General features: G+C 63.5%; 12 protein-coding genes and 1 tRNA gene. 7 read left to right on the forward strand and 6 right to left on the reverse strand.

Annotation, left to right across the window (positions count from 1 at the left end; translation table 11 throughout):
* Nucleotides 1–54 precede the first annotated feature (54 nt).
* The 3 genes from KW842_RS14605 to KW842_RS14615 form a co-directional block, all read right to left on the reverse strand.
* On the reverse strand, nucleotides 55–1356 hold the full coding sequence (locus tag KW842_RS14605) for an RsmB/NOP family class I SAM-dependent RNA methyltransferase (RefSeq protein ID WP_218304838.1): 1302 nt from the start codon (nucleotides 1354–1356) through the stop codon (nucleotides 55–57).
* Between the two features lie 19 nt (nucleotides 1357–1375).
* A complete protein-coding gene (gene purN, locus KW842_RS14610) occupies nucleotides 1376–1987 on the reverse strand; it encodes a phosphoribosylglycinamide formyltransferase (RefSeq protein WP_218304839.1) in 612 nt (203 codons plus the stop codon).
* A gap of 80 nt (nucleotides 1988–2067) precedes the next feature.
* On the reverse strand, nucleotides 2068–2457 hold the full coding sequence (locus KW842_RS14615) for a barstar family protein (RefSeq protein WP_229223718.1): 390 nt from the start codon (nucleotides 2455–2457) through the stop codon (nucleotides 2068–2070).
* Between the two features lie 417 nt (nucleotides 2458–2874).
* On the opposite strand from KW842_RS14615, the gene KW842_RS14620 reads away from it, so the two are divergent.
* The 6 genes from KW842_RS14620 (at nucleotide 2875) to KW842_RS14645 (ending at nucleotide 7937) form a co-directional block, all read left to right on the forward strand.
* Nucleotides 2875–3390, forward strand: a complete 516-nt coding sequence (locus tag KW842_RS14620) for a glycine zipper 2TM domain-containing protein (RefSeq protein ID WP_218304840.1) — start codon at nucleotides 2875–2877, stop codon at nucleotides 3388–3390.
* A gap of 94 nt (nucleotides 3391–3484) precedes the next feature.
* A complete protein-coding gene (locus tag KW842_RS14625) occupies nucleotides 3485–4291 on the forward strand; it encodes a spermidine synthase (RefSeq protein ID WP_218304841.1) in 807 nt (268 codons plus the stop codon).
* Between the two features lie 24 nt (nucleotides 4292–4315).
* Nucleotides 4316–6088, forward strand: a complete 1773-nt coding sequence (locus tag KW842_RS14630) for a GspE/PulE family protein (RefSeq protein WP_218304842.1) — start codon at nucleotides 4316–4318, stop codon at nucleotides 6086–6088.
* Nucleotides 6089–6161: 73 nt separating this feature from the next.
* A tRNA-Lys gene (locus tag KW842_RS14635) sits at nucleotides 6162–6237 on the forward strand.
* A 117-nt stretch (nucleotides 6238–6354) separates the two neighbouring features.
* Nucleotides 6355–7125: an ABC transporter substrate-binding protein gene (locus KW842_RS14640; protein ID WP_218304843.1), complete on the forward strand. Its 771-nt coding sequence runs from the start codon at nucleotides 6355–6357 to the stop codon at nucleotides 7123–7125.
* 44 nt (nucleotides 7126–7169) lie between these two features.
* The gene (locus KW842_RS14645) at nucleotides 7170–7937 is read left to right on the forward strand and encodes an ABC transporter substrate-binding protein (RefSeq protein ID WP_218304844.1); all 768 of its coding nucleotides are present in this window, start codon (nucleotides 7170–7172) and stop codon (nucleotides 7935–7937) included.
* 14 nt (nucleotides 7938–7951) lie between these two features.
* Here the strand turns inward: KW842_RS14645 and KW842_RS14650 are convergent, their stop codons facing one another.
* A complete protein-coding gene (locus KW842_RS14650; RefSeq protein ID WP_218304845.1) occupies nucleotides 7952–8797 on the reverse strand; it encodes a PhzF family phenazine biosynthesis protein in 846 nt (281 codons plus the stop codon).
* 85 nt (nucleotides 8798–8882) lie between these two features.
* On the opposite strand from KW842_RS14650, the gene KW842_RS14655 reads away from it, so the two are divergent.
* Entirely contained in the window at nucleotides 8883–10994 is a 2112-nt protein-coding gene (locus KW842_RS14655) for a S9 family peptidase (RefSeq protein WP_218304846.1), read from the forward strand.
* Between the two features lie 11 nt (nucleotides 10995–11005).
* Here KW842_RS14655 and KW842_RS14660 read toward each other — a convergent pair whose 3' ends face one another.
* Both KW842_RS14660 and KW842_RS14665 read right to left on the reverse strand, forming a co-directional pair.
* Nucleotides 11006–13144, reverse strand: coding sequence for a metallophosphoesterase (locus KW842_RS14660; RefSeq protein ID WP_229223699.1), 2139 nt, complete (start codon nucleotides 13142–13144; stop codon nucleotides 11006–11008).
* Nucleotides 13145–13233: 89 nt separating this feature from the next.
* The gene (locus KW842_RS14665; protein ID WP_218304847.1) at nucleotides 13234–14547 is read right to left on the reverse strand and encodes an MFS transporter; all 1314 of its coding nucleotides are present in this window, start codon (nucleotides 14545–14547) and stop codon (nucleotides 13234–13236) included.
* Nucleotides 14548–14563: the final 16 nt, after the last annotated feature.

Raw genomic sequence — 14563 nt, forward strand, 5'->3', positions numbered from 1 at the left:
TTGATTGAGGGTATAGATTAACGTAAAACAGGCCGGGATCACCGGCCTGTTGAATTACTCTGCTTCGACTTCGTCGACTTCTTCCTTGACTTTCTTGGGCATCGGCTTGCGCTCGAACACGGCGGCGAAGAAGCCGTCGGTCTGGTGCTTGTGCGGCAGCAGCTTCAGGTAGTCGCCCATCTCCAGTTCGATCTTTTGCTCGGCCAGCGCCTTGCTCATCGGGATCAATTCGAAGTCCGGATGAGTTTCCAGGAATTGCTTGGCGATGAAGTCATTCTCGTCTTCCAGCACCGAGCAGGTGGCGTACACCAGCCGGCCGCCACCCTTGACCAGGCGCGCCGCGCCGTCCAGGATCGCCGCCTGCTTGGCTTGCAGCTCGGCCACGGCTTCCGGCTTCTGGCGCCACTTCACGTCCGGATTGCGGCGCAAGGTGCCCAGGCCCGAGCATGGGGCATCGACCAGCACGCGGTCGATCTTGCCGGCCAGACGCTTGATCTTGGCGTCGCGCTCGTGCGCGATCACCACCGGATGCACATTCGACAGGCCGCTGCGCGCCAGGCGTGGTTTCAGCTTGGTCAGGCGCTTCTCGGAAACGTCGAAGGCGTACAGGCGGCCGGTGTTGCGCATGGTCGCGCCCAGCGACAGCGTCTTGCCGCCGGCGCCGGCGCAGAAGTCCACCACCATCTCGCCGCGCTTGGCGGCCACCAGTGCCGACAGCAGCTGGCTGCCTTCGTCCTGCACTTCAATATGGCCATCCTTGAACAGCGGCAGGTTTTGCAGCTGCGGTTTTTGCAGCACGCGCAGGCCCTGCGGCGCGAATGGCGTCGGCGTGGCGCGGATCGGCGCTTCGGCCAGCTTGGCGATCACTTCTTCGCGGTTGGCTTTCAGCGTGTTGACGCGCAGGTCCAGCGGCGCCGGCTGGTTCAGGCTGTCGGCCAGTTCCAGCGTTTCTTCTTCGCCGTACTGTGCCACCAGCTTCTCGAACAGCCACAGCGGCATGTTCGAGCGGCTCGACTTGTGCATCAGCTTGCGGTCGATTTCCATGATGCGGGTGACCCACGCCGCCTCGTCTTCCGACACGCCGCCCAGCGATTCCAGGCCGACCGCATCGGCCATGCCCAGCAGCGTCAGCCGGCGCATGGTGGCGCCGCCGCCCGCTTCAGAGAAATCGGTATAAAAGTTCTTATTGCGCAGCACGTTGTACACCGACTCGGCGATCGCGCCGCGTTCGCGGCCGCCCAGGCGCGGGTGGTCTTTGAAATAGCGCGACAGGGTGGTGTCGGCTGGCGCGGCAAAGCGCAAAATCTCGCGCAACACTTCTTCGGCGTTGGCGAGTATCGCTGGAGGCAATCTCATGGAATTCCTTGGTTAGTTTTTACTTACTGTGGTCCACCTGGACCGCGCCCTGCGCTAGTGTCAACCTGTCCTCTACGAACCAGCGCACCGCGCGCGGGTAGATGACATGTTCCTGTTCCAGCACGCGGGCCGACAGGGTTTCGACCGTATCATCCGGCAGCACAGGCACGCCGGCCTGCAGCACCATCGGCCCGTGGTCGAGTTCGGCCGTTACGAAATGCACCGTCGCGCCATGCTCACGCACGCCGGCGGCCAGCGCCTGCGCATGCGTCGCCAGTCCGGGGAACAGCGGCAGCAGCGACGGATGGATATTCAGCAGGCGGCCAGCGTAATGCGCGACAAACTGCCCGGTCAGGATGCGCATGAAACCAGCCAGCACCACCAGATCGGGCGCGTAGCCATCGATCACGCCCTGCAGCGCGGCGTCAAATTCCGCGCGGCTGGCATAGTCCTTATTCGGCACCACCGCGGTGGCGATGCCATGCTGGGCGGCAAAATCCAGTCCTGCAGCGTCAGCGCGATTGCTGATGACAGCGGCAATGCGGGCCGGCCAGCGCTCGGATTGCAGCGCCCGGACGATGGCTTCCATATTGCTGCCGCGACCAGAAATCAGGATGACGATGTTTTTCATAACCCGGCATTGTACCTCGTCCCTCATGCCAGGGCCACTAAAAGGCAAGGATTGTTGCAATGCAGCAGACGCGCGCCAGCCTACTCGAACGAGTAAAACACCCGGAACGCGACGTTTTTGTCGGTCCAGTAGTCAGCCGCGTCGCGGAACACGTCGAGCAGGGTTTCCCTTGCTTCCTTGTCAAATTTCTGGGTGTTCGGCAATTGTTCCAGCACCACCAGGAAACCGGTTTGCGCACCGGCCTGGAACATGGTGTCGGTCAGCGTGGTGCGCAGACCGTCGAAATTTTTGCCTACCCCTTTGGGAAACTGGAACGACTCCGCAATAATGCCCAGCACTTGCTGCTTGGTCGCGCCGGCGATGCAGTGCGCGTACAGAAAATGCTGGCCCAGACGGGCCGCCTCCTCCTGCAGCTCGCCGACGCGGAACGCGCGGATCGACTGCACGAGATTCGCCGGCACGCTGGCCAGCAGGCTTTCGTCTCCCTCAGTTTGACCTGGTATGTACGGTGTATCCACTTTGCTGTCGGGAGTGCCTAACTTGTGAATTAATGAGTAAATAATTTGAGCACCTGTCCACTAAAATGGCCTGCAGGTCGGTGCCGGCCATCAATTCCCATACGCATATTAGGGTAACGTGTTGTTCCTCTCAGATCAACACGTATATGATATTCCACGCAATATTTGTTAAAAACAGAAGTTTTTTGCAGGATTTAGGGGCCAAATGGGCACAATTCGCCTAAGCGGTGGCGGCTGTTACAATTTGTTGCCACAGATACCGTCCGGCCACTAGCCGCCGGGTTGCCACAGGATTACCATACGTTCATGCAATATCAGAATTTTCCTGATAGACACCCCGAAACACCCTGACCCAACACGAGGTATCCAATGAACTTGCAAGCCAAACTGATCGCATCGGCCCTGTGCCTGAGCGCCCTGCCTTTCGCCCAGGCTGCCGATTTTGAAGATTTCGGCCGCGTGGTGCGCGTCACCCCGCAAACCGAGCAGATCAACCGTCCGCGCCAGGAATGCCGCACCGAGTACGTGCAGGTGCAACAAGCTGCGCCGGAACGTGGCGTCGGCGGCGCCATCCTGGGCGGCATCGTCGGCGGCCTGGCCGGTAACCAGATCGGCGGCGGCAGCGGCCGTTCGGTGGCCACTGCGGCGGGCGCCATCGCCGGCGCGCTGGTCGGCGACCGCGTCGACAACGCCAACACCCCGAACAGCGGCGGCGTGCAGGAGCAGGCAGTCAAACAGTGCCGCACCGTCGATCATTGGGAGTCGCGCACTTCCGGCTATGAAGTGACCTACGACTACCGTGGCCGCAACTACACCAGCATCATGTCCTACGACCCAGGCGAGCGCGTGCGCCTGCGCGTGGTGGTGGAACCGATGCAGCGTTAATCGGGAAGCCTCTCTCCTCCCGCCTCAATGCCGGCCTTGCGCCGGCATTGTTGTTTTCAGATAATGCCGGTTCATCCCCTCCTGTCAGTGCCGAATGTTAATCAAACGCAAATCCATCGAAAAAGAAGAATCCTCGCGCCCTGCCTCAGCGTCGGCAGCGGCGGCCAAGCCGGCCCGCAAGCCCAAATATGCGCCGGTGACCCTGTCGGAATTCGATGGCGTGCGCTATCTGCATTTCGGCACCGAATGGGTACAGGGCGCGATGCGCATCCGCAAGCCGAACTGGCCGGAGCTGGAATACGCACAGCAGATGATGGCCTGGATGCTGTGGCAGGAACAGCCGCGCCAGATCGCCCAGCTGGGCCTGGGCACCGGCGCGCTGACCAAGTTCTGCTACGCCAGTTTCCCGCAGGCGCAGGTCACGGCGGTGGAGCTGAATCCGTCGGTCATCACCATCTGCGAGTCGATGTTCAAGCTGCCGCCCAATGATGCGCGCCTGCAGGTGCTGGAAATGGACGCGCTGGCCTTCGTCAACGACAAGGCCAACGCCGATACGCTGGACGCGCTGCAGGTCGATCTGTACGACGCCACCGCACGCGGACCGGTGCTCGACACGGCGGAGTTCTACCTGGCCTGCAATGCCTGCCTGAACGACGACGGCGTGATGACGGTCAACCTGTTCGGCGACCATCCAAGCTACGCTCGTAATCTCAAGGCGATCAAATTCGCTTTCGCGCAGGTGATTTGCCTGCCGCAGGTACATGATGGTAACGTGGTCGCCATCGCCTTCAAGCGCGCGCGCGACATCGATGCGGAAGCGCTGAAGGCACGTGCCGCGCAGATCGTTGCTGAAACCAAGCTGCCGGCAAAATCCTGGGTCAAAGGCATTACAACCAAATAGCGCTTCCTGAAAGGTGGCCTGACGATGACACCGCTCGATCTGCAACAGATATACGCCTGGCTGCTGGCCGACGGCATGCTGCGCAAGACCGAAGTCAAGGAACTCTACGCGCAGAGCCAGGCCATCCTCAAGAACACCAGCGGCTATATGCATCCCTTGTGCGCGGTGGCGCACGCCAAGCTGCTGTCGGCGCAGCCGCCGCACAAGCTGCTGACGCTGGACGCGCTGTGCGAATGGCTGGCGGCGCGCGCCGGCCTGCCCTTTATCCGCATCGATCCGCTGAAAATCGATTTCACCCGCGTGGCCGATGTAATGTCGGCCAGCTACGCGGCGCGCTTCAACATCCTGCCGGTGGAACTGACCCACGACACGCTGGTGGTAGCCACCGCCGATCCCAACCCGCAGGAATGGGAGGCCGAGATCGCCAAGATTTCGCGCCGCGCGGTGCGCCGGGTGATCGCCAATCCGCTCGACATCGCCCAGTACACCACGCAGTTTTTCAGTCTGGCCAAATCGATCAAGAAAGCCAATAAATCGAATAGCAACGACCTGGCGCTGCGCAACAACTTCGAGCAGTTGGTCGAGCTAGGCAAGAGCAACAAGCAGGTCGACGCCAACGACCAGCACGTCATCAACATCGTCGACTGGCTATGGCAATACGCGTTCGAACAGCGCGCCTCCGACATCCACCTGGAGCCCAAGCGCGACCTGGCGGCGATCCGCTTCCGCATCGACGGCGTGCTGCACCAGGTCTACCAGGTGCCGGCGGTGGTGATGATCGCCATGACCGCGCGCATCAAGCTGCTGGGGCGCATGGACGTGATCGAAAAGCGCCGCCCGCAGGACGGCCGCATCAAGACCCGCACCGCCGGCGGCCAGGAAGTCGAGCTGCGGCTGTCGACGCTGCCCACCGCGTTTGGCGAGAAACTGGTGATGCGCATCTTCGATCCGGAGGTGGTGGTGAAGACGCTGCCGGAGCTGGGTTTTCCGCTCGATGACGCGCAGCGCTGGGATGCGCTGACCCGGCGCCCGCACGGCATCATCCTGGTCACCGGCCCCACCGGCTCGGGCAAAACCACCACGCTGTACACCACGCTGAAGGCACTGGCCACCTCCGAGGTCAATGTGTGCACGGTCGAGGACCCGATCGAGATGGTCGAGCCAGCCTTCAACCAGATGCAGGTGCAGCCCGGCATCGAGCTATCCTTCGCCGATGGCGTGCGCGCCCTGATGCGCCAGGACCCTGACATCATCATGGTCGGCGAGATCCGCGACCTGGCCACCGCCGACATGGCGATCCAGGCGGCGCTGACCGGCCACCTGGTACTGTCGACGCTGCACACCAACGATGCGCCGTCGGCGGTGATGCGGCTGCTGGAGCTGGGCGTGCCCTACTACCTGCTGGAAGCGACGCTGATCGGCATCATGGCGCAGCGGCTGGTACGCACGCTGTGCCCGGACTGCAAGGCCGAGGGCGGCGAACTCAGCGACGATATCTGGCACAGCCTGGCCGGCGAATGGGACCTCCCCAAGCCGGAACGGATTTACCGCCCGGTCGGCTGCCCCGAATGCCGCCAGACCGGCTATCGCGGCCGCACCGGGCTGTACGAGCTGCTGACGGTCAGCCCGGCCTTCAGCGCCCAGGTGCGCGAGAACAGCGACATCCAGGCGCTGCGCCGCCAGAGCGTGGCCGACGGCATGAAACCGCTGCGCATCGCCGGCGCGCTGAAGATCCAGGAAGGCGTTACCAGCAGCGACGAAGTGCTGAAGGCGACTGCCGCCCTGGGCACGCCATAACAAGTCGATAAAAAGCCCGATAAAAAGCCCTTTGCAATTGCCGCACGACTGTATATAATACGGCCTCTTTCGGGGGTCGTTAGCTCAGCTGGTAGAGCAGCGGACTTTTAATCCGTTGGTCGCAGGTTCGAATCCCGCACGGCCTACCACCGAATTCCTAAAAAAGCTTCCAACCGGAAGCTTTTTTTTCGCCTCTCATCCGTGCAGGCGGCCGCTGGTGTAAGCTAGGCTCAAAGAGCGCGCGGCGCCGGATTTTTGGGGATCTTATGGGAGGCATATACCGCATCTGCATAGCGCTGCTGCTCGCCGCAGTCTGCGCGCCGCTGCGGGCTGCCGAGCCGCCGATCCTGCTGCGCACCGCCGCCCAGGAAGGCACCGAACCGAAATTTATTGCCGCCGGCAAGGACCGCATCGAGGGCCTGTGCATCGACATCATGCGCGCCGTCGAACAGCTCGACGCCGGCCTGCGCTTCGTCGGCGACCAGCGCTGGAAGCCGCTGATACGCGCCTACTCGGAACTGGAAAGCGGCGTCGAGGATGTGCAGTGCGCCGTGCAGCGCTCGGCCGACCGCGAAAAGCGCTTCAACTTCATTGGCCCGGCGTTGTACGCCATCGAATACCACTTCCTGGCGCGCAGCAACGACAAGCTGGTGATCCAGGACTGGGACGACGTGCGCAAGCTGGCGCCGGACGGCGCGGTGCTGATCAACCGCGGCTTTGCCGCCGGCGACATCCTGGCCGCCATCGGCGGCATCGAAATCGACGCCAGCGCCACCAGCCAGGACCTGAATCTGCAAAAGCTGATCGCCGGCCGTGGCCGGCTGTACTTCCATCGCGGCCCCGGCCTGCAAAAACTGCTGGAACGCACCCGCACCGTCGGCAAGGTCAAGATCCTGCCGCAAGTGATGTTCAGCGCGAAATTGTATTTCGCCACCAGCAAACAACTTCCCCGCAGCACCGCCGAGCGCCTCGCCGCCGCGCTGTACCAGCTGGAGAAGAAAGGCGAACTGGAGCGGCTAATGCGTAAATGGGACTGAACTGCACTATACTTTCCGTTTAAGCATATGGAACAGGAGAGGCAATGTTGCCGACGGGATTGCGCTACGGGCTGACATTGTTGCTTGCACTGGCCGCTGCACCGGCCTGGGCGGCGCCGGTCGAGATCAGGGTGGTGGCGCAGGAAGGCTCGGAGCCGAAGTTTATTCCCGCCGGCATCGGCCGCGTGGTCGGCTTGTGCATTGATCTCTACCGCGCCATCGAGCGCGCCGATCCCGGCCTGCAATTTGTCGGCGACCAAACCTGGCTGCCCTCGCTGCGCGCCCACTCCGGCCTGGCCGCGCACCAGTACGACGCGCTGTGCGCGGTGCAGCACACCGATGAACGCGCGCGCCAGTATGTGTTTCTTGAACCGCCGCTGTTCCAGCTGCGCTATCAGTTGATCGCCCGCGCCAGCGACACGGCCGCCATCGCCAGCTGGGACGATGTGCGCAAGCTCGGCGAACAGGGCATGATCCTGACCAACCGCGGCTACACCGCGCCAGCCATGCTGGAGCATATCGGCGGCTTGCAGGTCGACTCCAGCGCGGCCACGCCGGCCGCCAATCTGCAAAAGCTGGTGGCCGGGCGCGGCCGCTTCTTCCTGCACCGCGCGCCCGGCGTGCAAGGCTTTATCGACCGTGCCGGCGTGGCCCACAAGGTCAGGATACTGCCGGCGGTGATGGCCACCACCAATGTCTATATGGCCATGGGCACCCACGTCGATCCCGTGGTGCGGCTGCGGGTGCAGCGCGCGGTCGAGCAGCTCGACAAGTCCGGCGAGCTGGACCGCATGCTGAAGAAGTGGGACTGAGCGGCGGCGGTTTTTCAGTCGTTTATCATTCTCGCCCGGCCCGACACGCGGATCGAACTCCCCGGCTGCTCGCCGATCTGCACTTGCAGATGGCAAGGCGCGCCCATGTCCTCGCCCTGAATGATATCGATCGCGCCGCCATGCGGCCAGTCCAGGTCGCGCAGATAGCCGGCCAGCGCCGCTGCTGCCGCGCCGGTCGCCGGATCTTCATACACGCCGCCCGAAGCAAACGCGTTGCGCGCATGGAAGCGCTGCGGCGTTTCCGCATACACCAGTGAAATTGTGGCAAAGCCGTGCCGCCGCATCAGCTCGCGACCGATCGCCAGCTCGTAGCGCATCGCGCGCAGCTTGTCGCGCGTCTTCAGCGCCAGGATCAGGTGCAGCGCGCCGCCATTCGCCACCGCCGGCGGGATGCGGTCGTCCAGGTCGGCCAGCCGGTAGCCGAACAGCGCCAGCGCCTCCTGCACCAGCGCTGGCGCCGCCGGCGCGCTGGATGTCTCCGGCGACTGCAGCGCCGCGTGCGCGCCATCACCCAGCGCGCGGCCCTCGACCGTCACGCGCGCATGGTTGGTGGTCAGCGGAAAAATCCCGTCGCCATTCTGCTGCGCCAGCACCGCGCCCAGCGCGATAGTCGCATGGCCGCAGAACGGCACCTCGCCGTCCGGCGAAAAATAGCGCACGCGCCAGCCGTCTTCGTGCGGCGCGGCGAAGACGGTTTCCGAATAGCCCATTTCAGCGGCAATGCGCTGCATCGCCGGCTCGTCCGGCAAGGCCGCGCGTATCATCACGCCGGCCGGATTGCCGCCCTGCTCACCTGCTGTAAATGCTGCAACTTTGTGAACCTTGGTAATGGTCTGCATCTTGTCTCCTTGGGGAAAACTTTATTGACAGCAATGACGGTTGTGGCCACTATCTTTGTTTCACTGACTTTTAAGCAAATTCGTCATGACTATACCGCGACTTTCGATTCTTGCCTTCATCATTCCGGCCCAGTTGACGGGCCTGGCTTTTGCCGCCGATGCCGCGCCGGCCAAACACGCCATCACCCACGAAGATGTGTGGCTGATGAAGCGCATTGGCGCGCCGCAGCCCAGCCCGGATGGCCGCTGGGCGGTGTTCTCGGTCACCGATCCAGCTTACGACAGCAAGGAACAATGGTCGGACCTGTGGATCAAGTCGCTGAGCGACGATACGCCGGCGCGCCGCCTGACCTTCAGCAAGGGCGGCGAAGGCGCGCTCAACTGGTCGCCGGACAGCAAGCAGCTGATCTTCATCGCCAGGCGCGATGGCGACGAGGCCGGCCAGATCTACCGCATCGACATCGCCGGCGGCGGCGAGGCGCAGCGCCTGACCACGTTGACCCTGGGCGCGCGCACGCCGAAGTTCAGCCCGGACGGCAAACAGATTCTGTTCGTCAGCGACATCTTCCCCGGCAACGCCAGCGAGGAAGAGGTCAAGAAAACCGCCAAGGAACGCAAGGACCGCAAGTATTCGGCGCGCGCCTATGAATCCTTCCCGCCGCGCTACTTTGACAAATGGCTGGACGACAAACAGGTGCGCCTGTTCGTCATGGACGCCGCCATCGGCGCCAAGCCGCGCGACCTGCTGAGCGGCACCAGGCTGGCGGCGCTGCCGGGCTTCGGCGGCGGCCAGGGCGACGAGGGCCAGTCGCTGGACGCGATCTGGGCGCCGGACGGCAAGGCCATCGTGTTTGCCGCCTCGACCAACCGCGACGAACTGGCGCGCAACTCGGCCTACACGCAAATCTTCAGCGTGCCGGTGGCGGGCGGCGACAGCACCCAGCTGACCGCCGATAAACACAGCTACGGTAGCCTGAAATTCAGCAGCGACGGCAAGACCCTGTTCACGCTGACCGAGGCGGAAGAAGAAGGCAAGGTCTATGACGTCAGCCGCATCGCCAGCTTTGCCTGGCCGCTGACCAGCGCCACGCCGAAAATCCTGACCGCCACGCTGGACCGTTCGATTTCGCGCTACGCGCTGCCGGCTGGCAGCAACCGCGTGGTATTCAGCTTCGAACACGCCGGCCTGGAGCAGCTGCACTCGATCAATTACGCCGGCGCTGACCTGCGCGACGAAGCCTCGCTGCCGAGCGGCGCCATCGGCTCGCTGAACGCCGGCGGCAAGGCCGTGGTCGGCGTATGGGAATCGTCGATCAATCCGCCGGAAGTGTACGCCTTCGGCAACGGCGCGCCCAAGCGCCTGACCGCCTTCAACACCGAGCGTGCCGCCAGGATCGACTGGCAGGCGCCGGAACACTTCTGGTTCAAGGCCAGCGACGGCCGCATGATCCACAATATGATCGTCAAGCCGGCCGGCTTCGACCCGGCCAGGAAATACCCGCTGTTTGCGGTGATCCACGGCGGCGCGGCGAATATGTGGCGCGACCAGTTCGTGATCCGCTGGAACTACCACCTGCTGGCCCAGCCAGGCTACGTGGTGCTGCTGACCGACTACAAAGGCTCGACCGGCTACGGTGAAGAATTCGCCCGCGCCATCCAGGGCGATCCGCTGAAAGGCCCGGCCGACGAAATCAACGAAGCGGTTGACGAAGCGATCAAAAAATACAGCTACATCGACAGCAGCAAGCTCGCTGCCGGCGGTGCCAGCTACGGCGGCCACCTGGCCAACTGGCTGCAAGCCACCACCACCCGCTACAAGGCCATCGTCTCGCATGCCGGCGAAATGGACCTGATCATGCAATGGGGCAGCAGCGACAGCGTCTGGGGCCGCGAAGTCAACAGCGGCGGCCCGGTCTGGGGCGACAAGGCGGTATGGCGCGAACAAAGCCCGGTGCTACAAGGCGGCAACCACGCCAAAGGCACCGGCTTCCAGAGCCCGATCCTGATCTCGGTCGGCGAGCTGGACTACCGCGTCCCCGCCAACAACGCGCTGATGAACTTCGCCACCCAGCAGCGCCTGAACGTCCCAAGCAAACTGATCGTCTTCCCCGACGAAAACCACTGGGTGCTCAAAGGCGAAAACAGCCGCTACTTCTACAGCGAAGTCCACGGCTGGCTGGCCAAATACCTGAAATAAACTCCCCGGTTTTAGTTGAAGCTCAGGCCGCTGTTGCTGACGTTGTTGAGCTTTTGCGCTTTCAGGTCGATGGTGAAGTGGTCGCTTGGCTTGCCCGAGCCCAGGCCTTTGAGGATCGCGAATACTTGCTTGAACTGCGCCTGGAACGCTACCTGCACCGGGTTCTGGTCGGATAGCTGATCGCCGATTTTGACGATCGCCGCCGGTGCGGCCGGGAAGGCGTTCATCAGCACTTTGTATTGCGCCACACGCTCGGCGCCCATGTCGCGCAAGGCCAGTTCACCAGCGTAGGTGGTGCGGTGGAAGTCGCCGTAGAATTCGTAGGCGCTGACTTTGGCGAAGTCGGCCAGCTTGAGGTTGGCGGCAGCCGCCACTTGCTCGGCCTTGGCGGTAGCGGCGGCCCAGTCGGCCGTCAGCTGGCTGGCGGCCACGCTGTCGCCCGACGCCGTGCCCTTGGCGGCGCAGCTCGCCGTCAGCGGCAGCACCGACGGATTGTCTTTCAGCTGCGCCAGCGTGACCTTGGTTTGCAGCTGCGACATGATCAGCATCTGGCGCAGGTCCAGCGCCATCGCCGCTTCCTTCATTTCGCACGGCCAGTAGTCGCTCATGAAGCGCAGCCGCGACAGTTCGCCGAAGTAGGTGCGGGTGAATTCGCCGTAGGATTTGCTGTCCAAAATGCTGCGGTTCCAGCGCTTGGCGATGTCGCTCGCGGCCGTGCTGCCTTGCAGGTAGTCGTATTCGACCTGGTAGTACGGGAACAGTTCGTTGTGGCGCGCCACCGTGTTCAGCGGCACAGTCTGCACATCGATCAGGTCCTTGCTCTGGTAGCTGACGATTTTGTAGGCCGCGCCAAACACGGCCAGCGATGGCGACTGCACGTTGACCAAGTAGTTGCCGGCGCTGTCCTTGTAGTCGTTGGTGCCGTTGAAGTGCATATGCCCGCCGACATGCAGCGGCAGGCCGGTCGCGGCCAGCGCGGCGGTGGTGGCGGCGGCCGGCATGCGCGAGATCTGGAATGCGCCGGATTTGAACACCGCCTTCATCGCGTCGGTCTGGTTGGCGTAGAAGTCCATGGTCGGGTAGTGCGAGAACGACATCAGCTGCTTGCCCTGCGCCTTGGCGCGCGCCGCCACCGATTTGATCCATTCGATCTGGTGGATTTTGTGGGTCAGCATTTTGTTCCAGCCGCCGTCGCCGGCGTTGTCATAGCCCTTGAAGTATTTCGGGTTGGCCGGGTCGAAGTTGGCGTTCGGCGCGTGCACATTGCCGTCCAGCGCCAGCAGCCAGATGCCTTTGACCGGCTCCACCAGGTAGCTGGCGTCGGTCATGCTGGTGCAGCGGCTGTAGGTCTTGCCGGCCACTTTGTATTTGCCGCCCTCGCCTTCGGTGCAGATTTCGAACTGGCGCTTGCTCAGGTCGGCCGCAGCGACTGCCGCGTCGTAGCTGTATTTGCCATCGGCATAGCTGCTGAACGGGGTTTCCCAGTACACGTCGTTCTTGTTCGGCGCGTAGCCGAATTCGCCCAGCTTGCCCAGCAGCTTTTCGTAGCCCTGCTCCATCAGCTGATTGGTGCAGACCACGGCCGGGTCCTTGGCTTTGCAGGCGGCGTTGTTGACCGCGTAGATTTTCTGTTCCTTGCCATCCTTGGTCAGGAAGTCGTTCTTGCCGGCTTCGTCATCGTCATACGGTTCGTTCGGATCGTGGTTGCCCGGCGCGATGAAGAAGCGCATGCCCTTGGCCTGGTACTCGTGCAGGATGTCGGCCAGGCCATCGATGTTGATCGGCTGCGCATCGTCGGAGATATCGCCCGGCATGGCCACCAGCCGGATGCCCTTGGCGTAGGCGTCGTCCAGCGCGGCGCGGAAGGCGAAGTAGTTTTCGTTGAACAGCCGCGTCGAGGTCAGCTGCGCGTACATGGTGCGGATGGTGGCGTTCTTGCCATCCTTGGTCGGGATGCCGGAGAATTGCGAGCTCTTCAGGTCGCCGTAGATGTTCTCGAAGTGGACGTCGCTCATGAAGGCGACGGCGGTGCTGTTGACCGTGTCGGCCGGCTTGGTCTCGGTGGCTGGCGCGCTGTCGCTACCGCAAGCGGCCAGCAGCGCGGCAACAGCGGCGGCCGTCAAGGCCACCGCAGGTAAGGCGTAACGCATACAAAACTCCATCAGGCTGGTGGGAAACCGGCGCATTGTCACACCGCCAAGTGACAGCCTGATTACATTTTGGAAGCGCTCCCACTTTTTTACGCAGCCTTGGCCGCCACCGCTGCGGCGCTGCTGGCCGGCGCCGGCCGGCGGATCAGCCAGATGATCGCAGCCGCCACCAGGCACGCGGCACCGGCAGCGAACAGCGCTGGGTCGTAGGTCAGCAACAGTGTACGGACCCGGCCGGCGCCATACGCGGCCACCGCCGCGCCCAGCTGGTGGGCGGCAAAGATCCAGCCGAACACCATGCCGGCTTTTTCCTTGCCAAAAGTAGCGGCGGTCAGGCGCACCGTCGGCGGCACGGTGGCGATCCAGTCCAGGCCATAAAACATCGCGAACAGCGACAGGCCGTACAGCGTGAACTCGGAGTACGGCAGCCACAGCAGCGACAGGCCGCGCAAGCCGTAGTACATGAACAGCAGCTTGCGGTTATCGTAGCGGTCCGACAGCCAGCCGGAAGCGATGGTCCCGACCAGGTCGAACGCGCCCATCATCGCCAGCACCGAGGCGGCCGGCACCGCGCCCAGGCCGGCGTCGCCGCACAGCGAGATGAAGTGGGTCTGGATCAGGCCGTTGGTGCTGAGGCCGCAGATGAAGAAGGTGCCGGCCAGCACCCAGAACACCCGGTACTGCGCGGCTTCGGCAAGGATTTTGAACGGGGTGGCGAAGCTGATGCGCATGGCTGGTGCGGCCGCCGTTGGCGTGCCCGCCACCGCTGGGGCCGCGCCAAACGGCGCCAGCCCCACGTCGGACGGACGGTTGCGCATCAGCAGGTAGACCGCCACCGCCACCAACGCGCAGGCAGCAAATACCGGCGCCACCGCCAGCCGCCAGCCGAAGTGCTCGACCAGCCAGGCGCCAACCGGCAGGAAAATCAGCTGGCCCGTGGCCGAGCTGGCGGTCAGGAGGCCAATCACCAGACCGCGATGGCTGTCGAACCAGCGATTCGACACCACCGCGCTCAGCACCAGCGCGGTCAGGCCGGAACCGATGCCCAGCATGATGCCCCAGAACAGCACCAGGTGCCAGAACTGGGTCATGCGGGTCGCCAGCGCCATGCCGGCCGCCACCAGCGTCAGCGCAGTGACCACCACATTGCGCAGGCCGAAGCGCTCCATCAGGATCGCGGCAAACGGGCCCATCAGGCCGAACAGGGCAAAGCGCAAGGCCAGCGCCGACGAGATCTGCTCGACATCCCAGCCGAACTCCTGCGACAAAGGCTGCAACAAGGCGCCCGGCAGTCCCAGCGCAGCCGACGAGCTCAGCGCAGTCAAAAAGGTCAGAGTGACGATCACCCACGAAAAATGCAGGCCGCGCCGGTGCAGCCAGTTGGATAGGGGTTGTGCAAACATCAAGTCCTCACGATGG

The sequence above is a fragment of the Duganella sp. sic0402 genome, from assembly GCF_019219065.1.
GTDB lineage: Bacteria > Pseudomonadota > Gammaproteobacteria > Burkholderiales > Burkholderiaceae_D > Rugamonas.